The 19,277-nt window shown below is 75.3% G+C and carries 13 protein-coding genes; 4 read left to right on the forward strand and 9 right to left on the reverse strand.

Annotation, left to right across the window (positions count from 1 at the left end):
• Positions 1-585: 585 nt before the first annotated feature.
• Both ACI8AP_RS02010 and ACI8AP_RS02015 read right to left on the reverse strand, forming a co-directional pair.
• Entirely contained in the window at positions 586-3,360 is a 2,775-nt protein-coding gene (locus ACI8AP_RS02010) for an ATP-binding protein (RefSeq protein WP_456587649.1), read from the reverse strand.
• A 407-nt stretch (positions 3,361-3,767) separates the two neighbouring features.
• Positions 3,768-4,058, reverse strand: a complete 291-nt coding sequence (locus ACI8AP_RS02015) for a hypothetical protein (RefSeq protein ID WP_456587650.1) — start codon at positions 4,056-4,058, stop codon at positions 3,768-3,770.
• A gap of 432 nt (positions 4,059-4,490) precedes the next feature.
• On the opposite strand from ACI8AP_RS02015, the gene ACI8AP_RS02020 reads away from it, so the two are divergent.
• Together ACI8AP_RS02020 and ACI8AP_RS02025 are read left to right on the forward strand one after the other, a co-directional pair.
• Positions 4,491-5,270 (forward strand): ABC transporter ATP-binding protein, encoded by a 780-nt coding sequence (locus tag ACI8AP_RS02020; RefSeq protein WP_456587651.1) that lies wholly within the window; start codon positions 4,491-4,493, stop codon positions 5,268-5,270.
• Positions 5,271-5,280: 10 nt separating this feature from the next.
• Positions 5,281-7,179, forward strand: coding sequence for an ABC transporter permease (locus tag ACI8AP_RS02025; RefSeq protein WP_456587652.1), 1,899 nt, complete (start codon positions 5,281-5,283; stop codon positions 7,177-7,179).
• Between the two features lie 16 nt (positions 7,180-7,195).
• Here ACI8AP_RS02025 and ACI8AP_RS02030 read toward each other — a convergent pair whose 3' ends face one another.
• Positions 7,196-7,510, reverse strand: a complete 315-nt coding sequence (locus ACI8AP_RS02030) for a GNAT family N-acetyltransferase (RefSeq protein WP_456587653.1) — start codon at positions 7,508-7,510, stop codon at positions 7,196-7,198.
• A 160-nt stretch (positions 7,511-7,670) separates the two neighbouring features.
• On the opposite strand from ACI8AP_RS02030, the gene ACI8AP_RS02035 reads away from it, so the two are divergent.
• On the forward strand, positions 7,671-8,519 hold the full coding sequence (locus ACI8AP_RS02035) for a helix-turn-helix transcriptional regulator (protein WP_456587654.1): 849 nt from the start codon (positions 7,671-7,673) through the stop codon (positions 8,517-8,519).
• Positions 8,520-8,569: 50 nt separating this feature from the next.
• On the opposite strand, the gene ACI8AP_RS02040 is transcribed toward ACI8AP_RS02035, so the two are convergent.
• The 4 genes from ACI8AP_RS02040 to ACI8AP_RS02055 form a co-directional block, all read right to left on the reverse strand.
• Entirely contained in the window at positions 8,570-9,340 is a 771-nt protein-coding gene (locus ACI8AP_RS02040; RefSeq protein ID WP_456587655.1) for an SDR family oxidoreductase, read from the reverse strand.
• On the reverse strand, positions 9,337-11,340 hold the full coding sequence (gene nhaA, locus ACI8AP_RS02045; protein ID WP_456587656.1) for a Na+/H+ antiporter NhaA: 2,004 nt from the start codon (positions 11,338-11,340) through the stop codon (positions 9,337-9,339). The genes ACI8AP_RS02040 and nhaA overlap by 4 nt, the downstream gene beginning before the upstream one ends.
• The gene (locus ACI8AP_RS02050; protein ID WP_456587657.1) at positions 11,337-12,143 is read right to left on the reverse strand and encodes an SDR family oxidoreductase; all 807 of its coding nucleotides are present in this window, start codon (positions 12,141-12,143) and stop codon (positions 11,337-11,339) included. The genes nhaA and ACI8AP_RS02050 overlap by 4 nt, the downstream gene beginning before the upstream one ends.
• 65 nt (positions 12,144-12,208) lie before the next feature.
• Positions 12,209-12,484 (reverse strand): sigma factor, encoded by a 276-nt coding sequence (locus ACI8AP_RS02055; RefSeq protein ID WP_456587658.1) that lies wholly within the window; start codon positions 12,482-12,484, stop codon positions 12,209-12,211.
• A gap of 855 nt (positions 12,485-13,339) precedes the next feature.
• Between ACI8AP_RS02055 and ACI8AP_RS02060 the strand changes: the two genes are divergently transcribed.
• Entirely contained in the window at positions 13,340-14,305 is a 966-nt protein-coding gene (locus ACI8AP_RS02060) for an NADP-dependent oxidoreductase (protein WP_456587659.1), read from the forward strand.
• A gap of 652 nt (positions 14,306-14,957) precedes the next feature.
• Here ACI8AP_RS02060 and helR read toward each other — a convergent pair.
• Both helR and ACI8AP_RS02070 read right to left on the reverse strand, forming a co-directional pair.
• A complete protein-coding gene (gene helR, locus ACI8AP_RS02065) occupies positions 14,958-17,096 on the reverse strand; it encodes an RNA polymerase recycling motor ATPase HelR (protein WP_456587660.1) in 2,139 nt (712 codons plus the stop codon).
• Positions 17,097-17,212: 116 nt separating this feature from the next.
• The gene (locus ACI8AP_RS02070; RefSeq protein ID WP_456587661.1) at positions 17,213-19,261 is read right to left on the reverse strand and encodes a cation:proton antiporter domain-containing protein; all 2,049 of its coding nucleotides are present in this window, start codon (positions 19,259-19,261) and stop codon (positions 17,213-17,215) included.
• Positions 19,262-19,277 lie beyond the last annotated feature (16 nt).

Consider the following 19,277-nt stretch of genomic DNA (forward strand, 5'->3'; position numbering starts at 1 on the left):
GGCCGGCGTCCTCCGTCGGTGACAGCAACTGCAGCGCCGTCGCCGGTGCTCCCGCGGCGCGCTCGGCGGCCGTCGCCTCCAGCAGGCACCGGGTGCGGCTGACCGGGTGGGCCCGGCCCCGCCGACCGCTCGAGCTCGTCGGCTACCACCTCGTCGGGGCCCGCGCCCGCGCAGACCCGTACCGGGTGCGGCCGGCCCCGCGTCGAGCCCCAGGGCGCACCTGGGGGCGGCGGCCTGGGGCGCCGGCAGATGCTCAAGGTGCTGCAGCAGCGGTCGGCAGAGCTGGTGCAGCCCGGCGGACAGCAGCTCCAACTCGAACTCCATGCCGTTGGCCTCGAGGACCCTCAGCCCGGGCTCCGCGGCCGTGGTGGCCTCGGCGACGAGCACCGCCTTGCCGATCCCGGCAGGCGCCGCACGACGAGGACGCCACCGCGACCAGTCCCCGCCGCCTGCAGCAGGTCCCCGACCACCCTCAGCTCCGCCGCCCGTCCGCGCAGCGTCATCGGGTAGCCCTGCCTCCCCTCCACACGGGACGTGCGCCGTCGGGGACCGAACAGGGTGACCGGCGCCGACAGCTGGGCGGGGTCAGACGAGCTCCTCCACGCTGCCGTGCGCGTCCAGCAGCCCGGGCAGACCACGCAGCTGCCGGCGGGAGACGATCCCGAGCTTGGCGAAGATGCCGCGCAGGTGGGCGTCGACCGTGCGTGGGCTGAGGAACAACTCCGCGGCGACCTCCTTGCTGGTCGCGCCGCCCGCCACGAGCCGCGCCACGTGCAGCTCCTGCGGTGTCAGGCCCGCCGGTCCCGCAGCGGCGCGGATCCGGGCCCGCCCTCCCGCCGCGGCCAGCTCCCGTGTCGCGCGCGCGGCGAAGGCGGCGGCGCCCATGGACGAGAACCCGTCCAGGGCCACCTGCAGCTGCCCGCGCGCCTCGCGCGCGCGGCCCTCGCGGCGCAGCCACTCCCCGTACAGCAGGTGCGTCCGCGCCCGTTGCGACGCGGTCCCCGTACGCCGGAGGCGCTCCAGCGCCTCGAGGTAGTGCTCCTCGGCCGGTGGGCCGCCGCTGAGCAGGGCCGCGTTGCGGGCGGCCATCCCCAGACCCCAGTCGCTCCCGGCGGCGTCCGCGGCAGCGCTCAGCCGTTCATGCACGGGTACGGCCTCCTCGGGCCGGCCCGAGCGGACTGCCGCCTCGATGAACTCGGGTCCGATCCAGACCCCGAAGCTCTGCTCATCGAGCTCGACGGCCCGCCGACAGGCCTCGCGGGCCTCGGCGTAGCGCCCCTGCGCGTTGAGCAGCACCGCGGGGGCGTACTCCATCGCGGTCAGCATGCGGCCCTCCTGCCGCGCGAGGGCGTCGGCGGTGCCGGCGCGCACGAGCTCGGCCGTGCGGAGTTCGTCGCCCCGCCATGCGGCGATCGTGACGGCCACGGACTGCAGCGGCGGCGCCTCCAGCTCCGCGGCGACTCGCATCGCCTCGTCGACGAGGACCTGCGCCCCGCAGAGATCCCCCTCGTGGACGTGGACGAGCGCGCGGTAGTTCAGCGCCACCGGCAGGGACGCCACCGCCCCCGAGCGCCGGACCCGTTGCAGTTGCTGCTCGGCGATGGCCCGGAAGGACTCCTCGTCCCACAGCTCCTGTGCCGCGCTGCACGCCATCCACAGGCACCCCGAGTGGAAGAGCTCGTCCGCGGCCGTGCGACAGGCGTCGACCCCGCTGCGCAACAGCGGCGCAGCGGCGGCGCGGCCCCGGGTGACCTGCGTGAGCAGACCCGCGAACAAGTCCTCTCCGGGACGCCGTGGGCCCGGGGAGGCAGGCAGCGCCCGCTCCGCCGCCGCGAGCCCCCGCATCAGGTCCGGGTCGGCGAACCGGCCGGCGAAGACGGCGGCGGCGAACGCCTCGAAGAGCACCTCCTTCGCTGCGACGGGTCCCACCGCGGTTGCCGAACGTCCCGCCTCGAGCAACATCCGCACCGCGCCGGAATCGCGGCGCTGGTCGAAGGCGGCGCGGGCCCGGAGCACCTCCACGAGCGCCCGCTGCCGCCCGTCCAGCGCCCCGCCCTCCGCGACCGCGAGCAGCCCCAGCGCAGCCTCCGGCGCCCCGGCCGCTCTCTTGGCGTCGGCGGCTGCCAGGAGCCGGTCGGACCGGCGGGCCGGATCGGGTGTCAGGACGGCGGCGCGTTCGAGGAAGGCACCCGTTGCGGCCAGACCGCCCCGGGCCTGGGCACGGTCCGCGGAGCGCTCCAGCTCCACGGCGACGGCCTCATCCGGTCCGTCGGCGGCCAGCGCCAGGTGCCAAGCCCGCCGGTCGGGATCGGTGACCGCGTCGGTGGCCTGCGCCAGCGCCCGGTGGGCCGCACGCCGCTGACCCAGGCCGGCGGCGTGGTACACCGCCGAGCGGACCAGCGGGTGGCGGAAGCGCACGCGCGTCCCCAGGGACAGCAGCCCGGTGGCCTCCACCGGCAGGCCGGCCTCTGGCCCCAACCCGCAAATCTCCGCCGCCCGCCACAGCAGCGCCGGGTCCCCGGTCGGCTCGGCGGCGGCCAGAGTGGTGAACGTTCGTGACGGCGCGGGCAGCAGGGCCAAGCGGTGCTGGAAGCTGTCCTCCAGCACGCTGGACACCGACTCGTCGCCCGGCAGCGCGTAGCCACCGGCCAGTTCGGCCGGGCCGAAGGTCCGGGGCAGCTCCACCAGGGCCAGCGGGTTGCCGCGCGCCTCGGCGATCACCCGGTCGCGCACCCGCGGGTCGAGCGGGGCTCGCATCTCCGCGGCCAGCAGCGCACGAGCCTCCCGCTCGGGTAGGCCAGCCAGGTCCAGCGACGGAAGACGGTCGAGGGCGCTCGGGGTCCCGGGGCCGCCGGCGCCGTCGCGCACCACCAGCAGCAGCGCCACGGCCAATCCGTCGAGGCGCCGCGCGGTGAAGGCCAGGGCCTTGGTGCTGGCCGGGTCCAGCCACTGCAGGTCGTCGACCACGCACACCACCGGCTGCCGCCGTGCTGCCGCACCCAGCAGCGCCAGCAGACCGGCGCCGATCAGCAGCGCGGCCTCCGGCGCGGTCGGCTGCCCGGCCAGCCCGAGGGCGCTGCGCAGCGCGTCGGCCTGCAGGGTGGGCAGCTCACCGAGGTGCTCCAGCAGCGGCGAGCACAGCTCGTGGAGGCCGGCGAAGGGCAGGTCGGCCTCGAACTGGGTGCCGGTGGCGCGAAGTACCCGCACCCCGCCGGCTGCCCCGACGGCCTCTGCGACGAGCGCCGACTTGCCGATCCCGGCTGCCCCGCTCACGACGAGCGCGCCGCCGCGGCCCTCACCGGCCGAACGCAGCAGGTGATGCACGACTGCCAGTTCCTGCTCCCGCCCGTACAGCGCCACGCTCCCCCCTCCGATCAGCCGGTCCGCGCCCCCTACAGCTCGGCCCGCCGGGCACCGGACATGACGCTGAGCACACGTTCTCCGCACGTGTCGCGTCGCGAGGTCACGCTACGCGGCCCGTACCTGCTCCAGGGGAGAAATTGCGAGGACGAGGACGCGACGTCCCCGCGACGACCAGCCGCGCGAGCGCCTCCCACGCCTCCGGGGTGTCGGCCTGCTCCGGCCCGTCGGAGTGCACGCGTGCCCCGCAGCCTCCGGGGTCTCACGCCGGCGTGGGGGCCCTACCGCTCCTACCGTCCGGCCGACTGCATACGGGCTCACCCTCGCCACCCCGGCACGGGGACCGGCACCGCCGCCGACACGAGGTCAACGGTGCTCGTCAGCGCGTGCCGGTGCCGGACGTCCGCTCAGGGGCAGGTGAGGACCCGGCGACCGCCGGCGTCGGTCTCCTCCTGCACCCCGAACCGCCTGAGGTCGCGCACGAACCGCGCACGATCGACCGCTTCGCCGGCGTACTCGACCAGGTATTGGGCGTAGACGTCGCGCGTCAAGCGTGGTTCGTCCCAGCTCTGCTCGGTCATCCAGACCCGCACGGACGGCGCGACCGGGGAAGTGTCCTGATCCGTGTGGGTTCTCGGCAGCTGAGTGCCGCAGGAAGGGCACACGAGAGGACCATCGATGTTCTCGATATCACGCATGCCTGCACGCTAGCCATGCGAGCACGGTCTCTCGTCCCCTGACGGGAGGATCCGTGGCTGGTACCACGGGTGGACTCGCGCACACGGGCTCCGACGGCCCCCACGGCGGTCAGCACGCCCGGCACCGCTGGCAGCGCCCGGCGGATGCGCGCCTCCGGGGGCCGCCGGGTGGGTGCGGTGGCTGGAGTGCCTGCTGGGGCGTCATGGCGGCGCCTTCCTCGACGGAGGTCATGAGGGACGACCGCCCCCTCCCGGCTGCCCTTCCGGCGGGAGGCCCTGCCATTCCACCCGGCGGCCGCTCGGGAGCGCCCAGGGTGGGAGTCCCGGGACCTGGCTCGGCCGCGGCACCCACGCGACGCTGCCGGTCGATGGCAGTACTGCGCCGGCCTCGGTACCCACCCCGGCCGGCAGCTGCCCGCGACAGGAGGCCCTATGAGTACCGGCACGACCGGTCGGCCCGGAGCGGCCCAACTGCTGGAGCCGCGCCCGGGCACTTCCGCCGTGGAGTTGCGCGGCGTCAGCCGGACCTACGGCAGCGGAGCCGCCGCGGTGCGCGCCGTCTACGACGTCAGCGTCGCGTTCCCCCGCGGCAGCTGGACGGCGGTCATGGGCCCCTCGGGTTCGGGCAAGTCGACCCTGCTGCATTGCGCGGCGGGCCTGGAGCGGGTGGATTCCGGCCAGGTGCTCCTGGGCGACACCGACATCACCACCGCGGACGACGACGCGCTCACCGACCTGCGCCGCGACCGCATCGGGTTCGTCTTCCAGAGCTTCAACCTTGTCGCCTCCCTCACCGCCGAGCAGAACGTGGCGCTGCCGCTGCAGCTGGCTGGACGCCGCCCCGCGGGCTCGCAGGTCCGCGACGTCCTGGCCGCCGTCGGGCTGGGTGATCGCGCCGGGCACCGCCCCCGCGAGCTGTCCGGCGGCCAGCAGCAGCGGGTTGCGATCGCGCGGGCGATGGTCACCCGGCCCGACGTGCTCTTCGCCGACGAGCCGACCGGCGCGCTGGACTCCCGGGCCGCGCGCACGGTGCTCGAGCTGCTGCGGGAGGTGGTGGACCGCGGCCAGAGCATCGTCATGGTCACCCACGACCCGGCCGCGGCCGCCCGCGCCGACGCCACGGTGTTCCTGCGCGACGGCCGCATCGCCGACCGGCTCGTCGGCGCCAGCGCCGCTGCCGTGGCCGACCGCCTCGTCTCCCTGGAGGGCTGAGGTGCTGCGGTTGAGCTGGGCGGGACTGGCCGAGCGCTGGACGCTCTTCGTGGGAGCGGCCCTGACGGTGTGCCTGGGCGTGGCCCTCGTGCAGTCGTCCCTGCTGCTGCTGATATCCGCCGCCACCCTCGACGCCCCGGCTGGGCTGTCGCCGGTGGAGCAGATGCGGTTCGACGCGGCGAACGTGGTGGCGGTGACGGTGATCGCCGTGACGCTGGCGCTGTCGGCGTTCCTGGCCGTCTTCATCATCAGCACGACGTTCGCCTTCGCCGTCGCCCAGCGCCGCCGCGATCTCGCGCTGCTGCGCCTGGTCGGCGGCGGCCGCCACCAGGTCCGGCGACTGCTGCTCGGCGAGGCCGTGCTCCTCGGCGGCGTCGGCGCCGTCACCGGGGTACCGGTGGGCCTGGCGGTGATGGCCTTCCAGTCCTGGTCGCTGGCCGCGCTGGACTTCGTGCCCGACGGCTTCACCGGCGAGTGGCGCACCTGGGCACTGGGTGTCTCGGCCGCGGTAGGGGTCGGCCTCGCCGTCGCGGGAGTGCTCGTGGCCGCGCGCCGCGCCGCACGGGTGCAGCCCTTGGAGGCTCTGCGCGACACCGGTGAGGCAGCGGAAGTGATGACACGCGGGCGCTGGGTGAGCGGCCTGCTCCTGACCGCCGGGGCCACGGCCCTGGTCGTCCTGGCCCCGCTCGGCGGTCCCGCCGGGGGCCAGGCGATGGCGATGTGCGTGTCGGTCCTGGCCGCCCTCGCCCTGACCGCGCTCGCGCCGCTCGTGGTTCCCGCCGCGGCGAAGCTGCTGCCGGTGCGCTCGTCCGGCGTGCTCGCTCGGCTGGTCCGGGCGAACCTCCGCGACGACGTGCGCCGCAGCGCCTCCACCGCGGCGCCGCTGGTCGTGCTGGTCGGCCTCGTCCTGGGCCAGTCCGGCGCGCTCACCTCCTTCGCCGTCGCCGGCCAGGCCGAGCAGCGCAGGACCACCGCAGCCGACCTGGTGCTGGAGACGACCGGGGCAGAAGGCTCTCGGGCGGTAGCCCTCGACGGGGTGGCGACCGCCTCCACCGAGGTCGACGTCCCCGTGGCCCTGACCACGGGCACCGGCGAGACGGCCTTCACCGAGATCACTCGCGGCCTGGTCGTCGACCCGGCCGGCTACGAGGCCGTGCATCGCGGCAGCGGCTCGCTGGCCGCGCTGGAGGGTCGCGCCGTGGCCGCGGGCCCCGGAGCGCTCGGCGTCTCGCCCGGGGACACCGTCGGGGTGCGGGTCGGGGACGTGGACCTGGGGCGGCTGCCCGTCGTCGCCGCGGTGCCCGCAGCGATGGGCGGCGGCGCGAGCCTGCTGCTGCCTGCCGGCCTGGTGCCCGAGCAGGTGCTGGACAGCGCACCCTCGCGCATCCTCATCGCCCTCGAGGACGGCGCCGATGCGCAGCGCGTGAGCGCGTCCCTGGCCGCCCTCGGCACGGTCAGCGCTCTGGAGGCCTGGCTGGAGCGCAGCGCCGAGCGCGGCAGCGAGACGAACACCGCCATCCTGCTCGTGGTCACGGGACTCGGCGGGCTCTACGCCGTGATCGGCGTCGTCAACGCCGTGGTCATCGCCGGGAGCGCGCGCCGCCGGGAGTTCGCCGTCGCGCGGGCCACCGGGCTGCGGCGGGCACAGGTGCTGCGGATGGCCCTCGCCGAGTCCTGGGTCGTCACCGCGATCGGTCTCCTGCTCGGCGTCCTGGCCGCCGCCGGGACCCTGGCCGCGGTGGCCGCCACCACCGCCACGGTCACCGGGACGGTGACCGTGGCCCTGCCGTGGGCACTGGTGGCCGCGGTCGGCGTCGGTGCGTTCGTCGTCACCGGCATCACGAGCGCGCTCACCGCCTGGTCGGCCACGCGTCCCGCGCCGGTCTCCCTCCTGGCCGCCCGCGAGTAGCCACGCGGCGCCGCGGTCACCGCCCCGCGGCGTCGACCTCGACGGTGAGCGTGGTGCGCGAACGGTAGACCAGGTCGCCGTACTCCTCCCGGTGGCGCCCGATCCATGCGGCCACGAAGGGGCACAGCGGCAGCACTTCCAGGCCCCGGCGGCGCACGTCGTCCAGGGCCTGGCGCACCAGGTCCGAGGCGGCGCCCTGGCCCTCGTAACCGGGCAGCACCTCCGTGTGCGTGAACACCTCGAGCTGCGCCGTCCGGATGTACTCCGCGACTGCGGCCAGCCCCCCGTCGGCCCGGCCCTCGTACCGGTGCTGCCTGCTGTCGTCGGTCATCTCGACCTGCCTGTGCCCTCCGCTCCTCGACGCTCCCGCGAGGTCTCAAGCGTGCAGGGCGGTCTGCCAAGGCCCCGGGGTGGCCCTGGCGTTCCTCCCTTTCACCGTCGGGGGTGCAGCCCTGGCGCTCACCGGAGGTCTAGCTCTACCTTCTCAGGCTGTGAGCAGCAGCCTCCTGGGAGAGTTCCTGAGGGCGCGACGCGCCGCCGTGCGCCCCGACGACATCGGGGTGTTCTCCTACGGGCGGCGCCGGGTCCCGGGCCTACGGCGCGAGGAGGTCGCCACCGCCGCGGGCGTCAGCGTGGACTACTACGTCCGGCTCGAGCAGGGCCGTGAGGGCCGACCGTCGGACCAGGTGCTCGACGCGGTCGCCACCGCGCTCCAGCTGGACCACGAGGCCCGCGCGCACCTGTACCGCCTGGCGCGCCCGGTGCCCCGGCAACGCTCCTCCGGCAGCGCCGCCGCCGAGCTGGTGGCCCCCGAGCTGGTGCAGCTGCTGGAGCGCTGGAGCGAGACCCCCGCGTTCGTGCTCGGCCGTGCCCTGGACCTCTTGGCCCGCAACGCTCTGGCGGACGCGCTGTTCAGCTCCTTCACCCGCAGCGACAACCTGCTGGAGATGGTCTTCCTCGACCCGGCGGCCACGGAGTTCTACCGCGACCCGCGCAGGGAGGAGGTGGCCGTGGCCCACCTGCGCCAGGCCGCCGGGACATGGCCGGGCGATCCCCGGATCGCCGCGCTGGTGGAGGACCTGGCCGCCCGCAGCCCCGGCTTCCGCGAGCTGTGGGCGCGTCACGACGTGCGCGGCAAGACCAGCACGGTCAAGCTCCTGCACCACGACCAGGTCGGCGATCTGGACCTGCACTACTCCTCGTTCACGGTCAACGGGGCGCCCGGCCAGCAGCTGGTGGTCTACCAGGCCGCTCCCGGCAGCCCCTCGGCTTCCGCGCTGGCGCTGCTGGGCTCCCTGCACGCCGAGCGCGCCGGCGCCACCGGCGACCGTCCCGGCTGAGCCCACCACCGAGACGGACGGTCAGACCCGGCCGTGGCGGACGGGCCGGCTCAGGCGTGCAGGGTGGGCACCACCACCACCTCGGCGAGGTTCGTGCCCGGCGGGAGGGTCGTGCTGTAGACCACCGCCCGCGCCACGTCCTCGGCCGTCAGGGGCTGGGCCGCGGCGCGCAGGGAGGCGAGCCGCTGGCGGGCCACCGGGTCCGTGATGCCCGCACCCAGGTCGGTGAGGGTCACCCCTGGCTCCACGTGCCGCACCCGGACCCCGCGCTCGCCGAGCTCGGCGCGCAGGGTACGGGAGAGCTGCGCGGTCGCCGCCGCGGCGGCCGAGTACACGCTGAACGCGGGGAACAGCCCGCGGGCGGCGACCGACCCCATCAGGACCAAGTCGGTGGCGCGCCCCCGCGCGGCGGCGGCCAGCAGGTCCTCGACGAAGACCCGCGCGGTGCCGAGTGCGCCGCCGACGTTCACGTCCACCACGGCCGCCCACTCCTGCGCACTCGATCGCTCGAAGGGGCCACCGAGCAGGACGCCGGCGTTGGCCACCACCAGGTCCACCGGGCCGCTACGAGTGTGGACCTCCTCCCTGGCGCGCTCGAGCTGGGCCTGGTCGGTCACGTCGGCGACCAGGCCGAGCGTGAGGGCTCCGGGGGCGACCGGGTGGTCGGCCGCAGCGTGCACCTCCTCGCGGCGGTCCAGGAAGGCCACCGAGGCGCCGGCGTCCAACAGGCCGCGGCCGATTGCCCGTCCGATGCCCGCGGCCGCGCCGGTGACGACGGCGCGGCGGCCGAGCAGCGGCCACGTCGAGGGCTGCGCGGTCACGGCGCCGCCGCCCTCAGGTCATCCAGCGGCTCCACCAGCTCCGGCTCACCGCGCCGACCCTGCTGCCCGTCCTGCCCGCTGTTCGGCCGGATGCCCTCGCGGTCCCGCTCGCCCGGGACGCGCGGCTCCTCGTCCGGCGGCTCCTCGTCCCGAGGATCCCGTCCCGGCGTCCCGGTCCGGTGAGCCGACTGCAGCAGCGCCGCTCGCAGCGGCTCGGTCTCGAGCGGCCCGCCGTAGAGCTGCCCGTTGACGAAGAAGACCGGCGGGCCCTCCAGGCCCATCGCCTCCGCGTCGCGCTCGTCTTCCCGCACCCGGTCCTCGTAACGACCGCGGCGCAGGTCGTCGTCGAGACGAGCCAGGTTGAGCCCGGCCTGCACCGCGCACTCGCGCACCGTGCGGACGTCCACGCGGCCCCGCCGAGCCGCCATCGCGTCGTGCATCGGCCAGAACCGGCGCTGGGCCGCAGCGGCCTCACTGGCCTGGGCCGCCTCGTGGGCTCCGGGCTGCGCCGTCGGCAGGTGGCGGAAGGCGAAGACGAGGTCCTCGCCCAGCTGCTCGTGCAGCTCGTCGACGACCTCCACCGCACGCCCCGCCGTGGTGAAGGTGAAGGAGGCGTACACCACCAGCTCCAGCGGTGCACCCACTGACCCGCGCACGTGGTCCCGCCCGGGCGTGACGGCCCGCACGAGCCGCTGACCGTCCCTCCCGCGCGTCCGGTCGACGACCCTGACGACGGCGAAGGCCGCCAGGGCCAGCACCGCCGCGAGCATCGAGGCGGTCAGCACGCCAATACGGGCACGGGACTGCTGCGTGGGGTCGGCCAAGGCCAGGTCGACGATGAACAGGGAGATCGTGAAGCCGACGCCGGAGAGCAGGCCGGCGGTGACCAGGTGCCGCCCGAACAGGCCCGGCGGCAGGTGGCCCAGGCCGGTCCGCACCGCCACGGCGGCGGACCCGGCGATGCCCACCGTCTTGCCCAGCACGAGCCCAGCGACGACCGCCCACGTCAAGGCGGAACTGAACGCGTCGGTCAGCGCGGGCACGTCGACCCGCACCCCCGCATTGGCCAGGGCGAAGACCGGGACGACGAGGAAGGAGACCCAGGGCCGCATGAGCCGCTGGAGCCGCTCGTTCACCGACACGGCGCGGGTCAGGCTCAGCACCGCGGTGCGGGCGCGCTCCGGCGTGGGCGACTGGCCGTAGGCGCGGGCCCGGCGCTCTGCTTCCTCCACCTCCGCCACGCTCGGCGGGTGGACCGGCATGAGGAGGCCGATGAGGACACCGGCCACGGTGGCGTGCACCCCCGAGGCCAGCACGCCGCCCCAGACGAGCACGGCCGCGAGCAGGTAGACCGGGCCCCTCCACACGCGCAGCCGCCGGAGCGCGGCGATGGCGACGAGGCCCGCGGTGGCCGTGAGCGCAGGCGCGAGGCGGATCTGGTCGGTGTAGACGACCGCGATGACCCCCAGCGCCCCGACGTCGTCGATGATCGCGAGCGTCAGGACGAAGACCCTCAGGTTGACCGGCGCGGCCCGTCCCGCCAGGGCGATCAGGCCGAGCACGAAGGCGGTGTCGGTGGAGATGACCACGCCCCACGCCCCGGTGACTGCGGAGGACTCGGAGGCGGCCGTGGTGATCGCCCAGAAGACGACGGCGGGCACCAGCAGGCCCAGCACCGCGGCGACGGCCGGCACGCGCACCCGCTGGTGGTCGCGCAGCTCGCCCAGGACGAGTTCCCGCTTGACCTCCAGGCTCACCAGGAAGAAGAACAGGGCCATCAGCGCGTCGTTGACCCAGTGCCTCAGGTCGAGCTCCAGGGCGTCCCCCCCGACTGCGAGGCTCACCGGGGTGTGCCAGAACGACTCGTAGCCGTCTCCGGGCAGGTTCGCCCACACCAGCGCCACCACCGTCGCGGCGAGCAGCATCGCCGCGGCGCCGGTGTCCGAGCCGCTGAGCCGCCGGACTCCGGCCGCCAGCGCCGTCTGCGTCGCGGCCGTCACGCCAGCGCCCCGTCCTTGCGGGTGGGCAGGTACCGGTCCTGCAGCGTGGGCAGCACGACCACGTCGGCGACGTTGACGTGGGCCGGCATCGCGGCGCCGAAGACGACCGCGCTGGCGACGTCGGCGGCGTCGATCGGCGGCACCCGTGTCTTGAGCTCCTCCCAGGCGCGCGCGGTCACCTCGTCGCTGATGTCGCTGCCGAGCTCGCTGTCGGTCAGGCCCGGCTGGACGGTGCGCACCCGCACCCCCCGCGGGGCGTACTCCGCGCGCAGCGTCCTGGCGAGCTGCGCCACGGCCGCCTCCACCGCCGAGAACACCGCGTAGCCGGGGAAGGTGATGTCGCCGGCGATGGCGCCGACGAGGACGAGATCGGCGCTGCCCCCGGCCGCGGCAGCGGCGAACAGGTCACGGCTGAAGGTCTGGGCGGTGTGCAGCAGCCCGCGCAGGTTGACGTCGATCATCGCGCCCCACTCGGCCGGGACGCCGTCCTCGAACGGCGAGCCGGTCATGACGCCGGCGCCCACCACCACCAGATCCACGCCGCCGAAGCAGCCGTGGACGACGTCGAGGGCGTCGGCCAGCTGGAGCGGGTCGGCGACGTCGGTGGGCACGGCCACGACGCGCTGTGGTGCACCGACCTGCTGGGCGGTCGCGGCCAGCCGGGCGGCGCGCCGGCCGAGCAGGGCGACGTGCGCTCCGGCGTCCAGGAGCGCTCGCGCCGTGGCCGCGCCGATGCCACTGCTGGCACCGGTCACCACGGCAACGCGCCCGGAGAGGGCGGGGGTCTGGTCGATCGTGGCCACGTCCAGGACGCTAGGGGTGGTGCCGCAGGCCGTGCCTGGGTGTGCTGCACCCAGGAACGGGGCGGTCACCGTCCCAGCCGGCGACGGCGCGCGCTCCGGTGGTGGTCCGCGCTCACGCCGCGGGCCATCGCCAGGAGCCACGGCAGCGGGAAGGCCGGGACTTCCACGATCCGCCGCCGGGCGCGGGCGAACGTCTCGACCACCACCGCCTCGACCTCCACCGGCGGCACGCGGCGTTGGGCGTAGCGGGTCACGGCCGGCCCGTGCTGGGCGCGCAGCGCGTCCAGGCTCCAGGGCGCGCGCTCGTGGGGTGGTGAGGTGGAGGCGCAGGTGGCTGACACGGTGGTGCTCCTCGGGGCGCGGACGGTCGCGAGATCGGGGGGGCTGGACGCCGGTGCGGCGGGGCGCTGGTCGCACCCATGCTGGCGCGCTTTCCCCTCGCGAGGCAGGCACTCTGGGTCCTAGGTGTCGTGCCCAGGCAGGTTGTTCACGCGGCGAGTCGGCTGACCGGCGGGTGGCCTCCGAGGGGCGGAGCGCGCTCCGCGCACGTCCGTGGCTGCGGGCAGCGTTGTAGTGCTCCAGCCAGCTGTCCAGGGTGACGGTGCGCTGGTCGTTGCTGGTCCAGCCGGTGGCGTCTGCCCATTCGGTCGGCAGGGTGCGGTCACCACTCGGCCTTGCCGTTGCTCCACGGCCGTCCGGGTTGGATGAACCCGCGGCCGATGCCGAGATCCGTGCAGACGGCGATCCGAGCGCGCCGTGGCGGTAGCTCATCGCGTTGTCAATCAGCACCGGACGACGGTGACGCAACGGCGGCGAACCAGGTCACCGCGCGATTCGGGAAGCCGTCGCAGGCGTGCACCCGCTCGTCGGGCGGGACCTCGACATGTGGGCACCGCCCTGTGCCGGGTGGTCGACGGTGGCCGCTCGGTCGTGCACCCGCCAATCCCCGCCGTCAGCTTGCGGGCAGACAGGGTCGTGTCGGCATCAGCGTGGGCCGCAGAGACCTCCGGTTGGGACGGCGACGTCCTGCACCGCCACTCCTCCCGGAGGCCTCCCTCGTGCCCAAGCCGCCGCGCCGCCTGTCGACAACGTCTCTGGTCGTGACACCTAGGACCGTCAGGGCCTGGCTCGCCAGCGCAGGCGGCGCCAGGCTGGGCGCCGGCGCGCGACCCCCGCTCGCCGGGACGGAGTCACCAGTGGCAGGGCACGAACAGGTTGAGACCGGCGCGGCGACACCGGCGCGGGCGGTGAGGTTCCGCCAGTACGGCGGACCCGAGGTTCTCGAGGTCGTGGAGATCGAGCGCCCCCGGCCGGGTGCCGGGCAGGTCCTGGTGCAGGTGGTGGCCGCCGCGCTCAACCCCGGGGAGATCGGCATCCGCGAGGGCGTTTTCGCGCAGGTCTGGCCGGCGACCTTCCCCGAGGGGCAGGGCAACGACTTCGCTGGCCACGTAGCCGAGCTCGGCCCGGGGGTGAGGGGCTTCACCGTGGGGCAGGAGGTACTCGGGTTCGCCCCACGGGCCGCGCAGGCCACGTTCGTGGTGGTCGGCACGGGTGCCCTGGCGCCCAAGCCGCCCGAGCTGGCTTGGGAGGCGGCCGCGTCCATCGCCGGCGCCGGAGCGACGGCGTGGGCGGCGGTGGAGGCGGTCTCGCCCCGGGCCGGCGAGACGGTCGTGGTCTCCGGGGCGGCCGGAGGCGTCGGGGTATTCGCCATCCAGCTGGCCCTACTCCGAGGGGCGCGCGTCCTTGGCACCGCGAGCGACGCCAACGCCGACTTCCTGCGCTCCCTGAGCGTGGTCCCGGTCCGATACGGAGCGGGGCTGACCGAGCGGCTGCGGGACCTGGCCCCCTCGGGCGTGGACGCGTGGGTGGACACCTTCGGCGCGGGGAACGTCGATGTCGCGATCGGCCTGGGAGTCAGCCCGGCGCGGATCAACACCACCGCGGACGGGGCGGCGGTGCGCCGGTACGGCGTGCGCTCGGACGCGCAGGAGGAGGCGGACGACCCCGCGGTGTGGGCAGAGCTGGCGCAGATGGTCGCCGACGGCCGCATCAGCGTCCCCATCGCAGGCGTCTACCCGCTGGAGCGCGTGCAGGAGGCCTACCGCGACGTCGCCGCGCGCCACACCCGCGGCAAGCGGGTGCTCCGCCTCACCGGCACCTAGGCGCCTACGGAACTGATGACGTGATCAGTGCATCGGGCCCTGACGCGACCAGATCTGCTTGAGCAGCATTTTGACCACCGTTGGCCCCGATTTGCTGGAGTCCGCACTGGTAGCTCATGCCGCCTGGACTGCGGAAACGGACGTCGTGGGACGCAGATGGACACGCTGCCGACGGCTGGGGGTCAAGGGCTGCAGGCTTCGGATCATGTCAGGCCGACAATGTGCAAGGTGCAGCCCAGGAACCGTTACCGAGATGCCCGAGAGGGCCTCCGAGCGAGGAACTCCGGACGGGCGGGCAGCGCTGGTCGAGGCGCTGCGGGCCTGGGCGGATGCACGGTCGGTCGTGGAGGGCCCCAGCCCCGCGTACGCGCCCGGGCCGTCGACCTCGTCTGCTGCCGGAGTGGCCGGGGGACGACGTAGAACTCGTGCGATCCGGCCGTGATCCGCTCCTGGACGGCCCGGCTCAGCGTGCCGCCACGCTGAGCCGGGCCACCTCGTCGAAAGCGAGCCCAGTGATAAGGCAACCGGAAGGCACGAACACTGCCCGACAGGCTTCTGACCAGGAAAGACATCACTCAGAGGACCAAGCCTTCCAAGCTGGCCATGCCGGTTCGATCCCGGTCACCCGCTCCACGCTGGCTGATTGCAAGTCTCAGGCGCTCGTGAGGACGACGAGCTGCTGGATCGCCCGCGTCATGGCGACGTAGCGGTCGACCGCTCCCCCGACGCCGGTGCCGAACCGCTCCGGGTCGACGAGCACCACGAGGTCGAACTCCAGCCCCTTCGCCAGCGACGGGTTCAGCGAGCGCACCCGCGGCGTCTCCGGGAACGCCGGGTCGCCGATCACGCAGGCGATCCCCTCCGCGTGCGCGCCCAGCCACTCGTCGACGATCCGGGGCAGCGACGACAAGGACCCGTGCACGACCGGGACCCCGGTGCTGCGCACCGACGTCGGCACGTTGGCGTCCGGCAGCACCGCCCGGATCACCGGCTCGGCATCCGCCATGACCTCCGCCGGCGTCCGGTAGTTCACGGTCAGCGACATCCGGCGCACCTCCGCCAGCCCGACCCGCCGCAGCCGCTCCTCCCACGACTCGGGGAACCCGCGCCGCGCCTGCGCCCGGTCCCCCACGACCGTGAAGCTCCGGGACGGGCAGCGGCGCAGCAGCATCGACCACTCCGCGTCGGTCAGCTCCTGGGCCTCGTCGACGACGATGTGCGCGAACGTGCCGGCCAGCGGGTCGGTGGCCGCCGCGGGCAGCGCGGCCTGGTCGACCAGCGCGTCGCGCAGGTCACCGTGCCGCAGGCTCGTCATCAGCAGCAGCTCCGAGTCGTCGGCCGCGATCACCTCGTCGATCACCGCCGACATGCGCTCCCGCTCCGACGCCACGACGGCGGCCTCCCGCCGCGCCCGCCGGGCCGCCCCCGGGTCGCCCAGCCGGAGCCGCGCCGCGTCGAGCAGCGGCAGGTCGGCTCCCGTCCACGCGCGCGGGTCCGGGCGCTGCAGCCGGCGCACCTCCTCGGCGCTCAACCACGGGGCGCACCGCCGCAGGTAGGCCGGCACCGACCACAGGTCACCGACGAGGTCGGCCGGGTCGAGCATCGGCCAGGCCCGGGCGAACACCGCCCGCAGCGCCCGGTCCTCCGCCAGCGCGGCCCGGACCAGCGAGGGGTCGACGTCGGCGTCGTGGGCGTCCACCACGATCTCGAGCAGCGCCGCCCACACCTGCTCGCGCGCCTCGTTGTGCGGGGTGCCGGGCTCGGGCGCCTCGAACGCCTCGGCCCAGTCCTCCGCGGTCAGCCGGACGTCGTCCCACGGCGTCGTCACCGTCGTCCCCCGGGCCGGCGGCTCCTCGTAGAACCGGACGGCCGCCTCGATCGCCGCGACCATCTCCACGGACGACTTCAGCCGGGCCACCTCCGGATCGTCCTCGGCCACCGCGGCCGCCCCCTCGGGCACCAGGTCGCGCAGGGTGCAGGTGCGCACGCCCTCCTCCCCCAGGCCGGGCAGGACGTCGGCGACGTAGGCGAGGTACGGCTCGTGCGGGCCCACGAACAGCACGCTGCCGCCGTGGTGCCCGACGCGCGGGTCGGCGTAGAGGAGGTAGGCGGCGCGGTGCAGGGCGACGACGGTCTTGCCGGTGCCCGGCCCGCCGTCGACGACGAGGCCGCCGCGGGAGCCGGCGCGGATGATCGCGTCCTGGTCGGCCTGGATGGTGGCGAGCACGTCGCGCATGCGGTCCGACCGGGTGGCACCGAGGCTGGCGAGGAAGGCGGACTGGTCGTCGAGCGCGGCGTGCCCCTCGAGCCCCTCGGGGGTGAACACCTCGTCCCAGTAGTCGGTGATCCGGCCGCGGGTCCAGCGGTAGCGGCGGCGGCTGGCCAGGCCCATCGGGTCGGCGTGGGTGGCGGCGAAGAACGGCTCCGCCGCCGGCGACCGCCAGTCGACGAGCAGCCGGCGGCCGGCGCCGTCGGTGAGCCCGAGGCGCCCGACGTACACCGGCTCGCCGCCGTCGGCGGGCACCACGCGCCCCAGGCAGAGGTCCAGCCCGAACCGGCGCAGGGTGCGCAGGCGGGCGGCGAGCCGGTGCACCTCCAGGTCGCGTTCCAGCGCCGCCTGGCCGGCGCCGCCGGGGGCCGCGCGCTCGGCGGCCAGCCGCTGGGAGAGCTCGGCGATCGATCGTTCGAGGCTCTCGGCGACGGCCGCGAAGTGCCGCTCGTCGGCGGCGATCAGCGCCGGATCGGCCTTGGCGGCCAGGCGCTCGGGGAGGTCGAAGGGACGGGTGGTCACGGGCACGGCAGCAGCTCCGATCCGGGGCTGCCGCCGGGTGCGATCGCACCCGGTCAGCGGCCTCGGCGGGCGAGTGTGCGGCCCTCCCGGGGTCTTGCCGCAAGCCCCGGGGTGCGCTATACGTTCGAGTGGGACGAGGGCTCGACCTCCGGGGCCGCCCCGGACGGCGCCGGCACCGTCACGTCGTCGACGAAGCAGTACGCCCAGCTCTCCCCCGGCTCGGCCGAGGCGGCCAGCGGGTGCTCCTCCCCCGTCGCATGCGCCCGCGCGTGCCGGCCCGGCGAGGAGTCGCAGCACCCGACGTACCCGCAGCTCAGGCAGGTGCGCAGGTGCACCCACTCGGTGCCCTCCCGCAGGCACCCCACGCAGCCGGAGGCCTGCGGCAGCACCGGCCGGGACGCCGCGCCGTGGTCGCAGCCGCTGCCCTCCGGCCACGCGTAGCGGACCACCCGGGCCGTGTCGACGACGGTCCGGCCCCGCCCCGGGTGCCCGTCGGGGTGACCCAGCTCGGCCAGCACCGAGCGCAGCAGCGCCTGGGCGGAGAGCCGGTCCCGGTCGAGGATGTGGTCGGCGCCGGCGTCGGCCAGCTCGGCGACGTCGACCGCACCCAGCGGGCGCGTCATGATCGGCGCGGTGGTGGCCGCGCGGGCCGCAGCGACCACCCGCACCGCCTGCTCGGGGTCGTCCTCGGCGACGACGGCGAGGCGCGCCGCGGGGACCCCGGCCACCCGCAGCACCTCCCCCTTCGTCGGGTCGCCGCGCACCACGGTGTGCCCGGCGGCCTCCGCCTCGGCCGCCCCGTCGGGGTTGAGCGTCGTCATCACCACGCCCACCTCCCGGTCGCGCAGCGTGGCCGCGAGCTCCAGCGCCGTGGGGCCCCACCCGATGATCGCCACGTGGTCCCGCGGGCCGTCGTCGTCGGGCGCCGCCTCCTCCGTTGAGGCGGGCGCGGCGCTGCGGGGACGGTCCAGCCGCGCCGCCGCCGCGGCCAGCTGCGGGGTGACCAGCATGAGCAGCACCGTCGCGGCGACGGCGACCTGCGCGCCGTCGTCGGCCAGCCCGAGCGGCGCCAGCCCTGCAGCCGTGCCCACGGTGAGCAGCACGAAGGAGAACTCCCCGACCTGCGCCAGCAGCAGCCCGGTCGCGCCCGCGGTGCGCAGCCGGATACCGACGGCGGTGGCGGCGACGGTGGTGGTCAGCGTCTTCAGCACCAGCGCCCCCGCGGCCACCCCCAGCACGAGGGACAGGTTGGCGAGCATGAAGCGCAGGTCGAGCAGCATGCCCACCGAGACGAAGAAGACCGCGCTGAACACGATCTGCAGCGGCAGCACCTCCGCGAGGGCCTGCGTGCTGGCCCGGCTCTCGCTCACCACCAGCCCGGCCAGGAACGCCCCGAGCGACACGCTCACCCCGGCCAGCGCGGTCAGGTAGGCGGTGCCGAAGCAGATGGCGACGATCGCGAGGAGGAACACCTCCGGCGAGCAGGTGCGGGCCACCACGTCCAGCAGCGCGGGCATCACCCGGCGGGCCAGCACCAGCACCGCGACGATGACCCCGACCGCGGTGAGCACCGCCCACACCAGCGAGCCGCCCGCGGAGCCGCCGCCGTCCGCGGTCGGGCCGAGCAGCGGCACGACCAGCACCATGGCCACGACCGCGAGGTCCTGGGCGATGAGCACCGCCAGCGCCAGGCGGCCGCGGACGGCGGAGCTCTCCCGCCGCTCCCCCAGCAGCTTGAGCACGATGGCCGTGGACGACAGCGCCAGCAGGAACCCGGTGAACAGTCCGTCGCGCCATCCGCCGCCCAGCGCCAGGGTCAAGCCCAGCCCGGCTCCGGTGGCGAGCACCAGCTGCAGCCCGCCGGCGACGGCGATCCACGTCCAGACCCGGGCCAGGCGCTCCAGCGAGAACTCGATCCCGATGGTGAACAGCAGCAGGATGACGCCGATGTCCGCGGCGGCCTCCACGGCCTCGCTGCTGTCCACCACGCCCAGCTGGGCCGGGCCGATCAGCACGCCCGCCACCAGGAACCCGACGATCGGGACGACGCGGGCCCGGGCCGACAGGTACCCGATCACCGCGGCGGCGACCACCAGCGCCGCGGTCGGACCCAGGTAGCCCGGCACCTCGCCGGCCGCGATGACGAGGTCTGTCTCGGGCGCCATGCCCGACATCATGCGC

This window comes from Blastococcus sp. SYSU DS1021, from assembly GCF_054050995.1.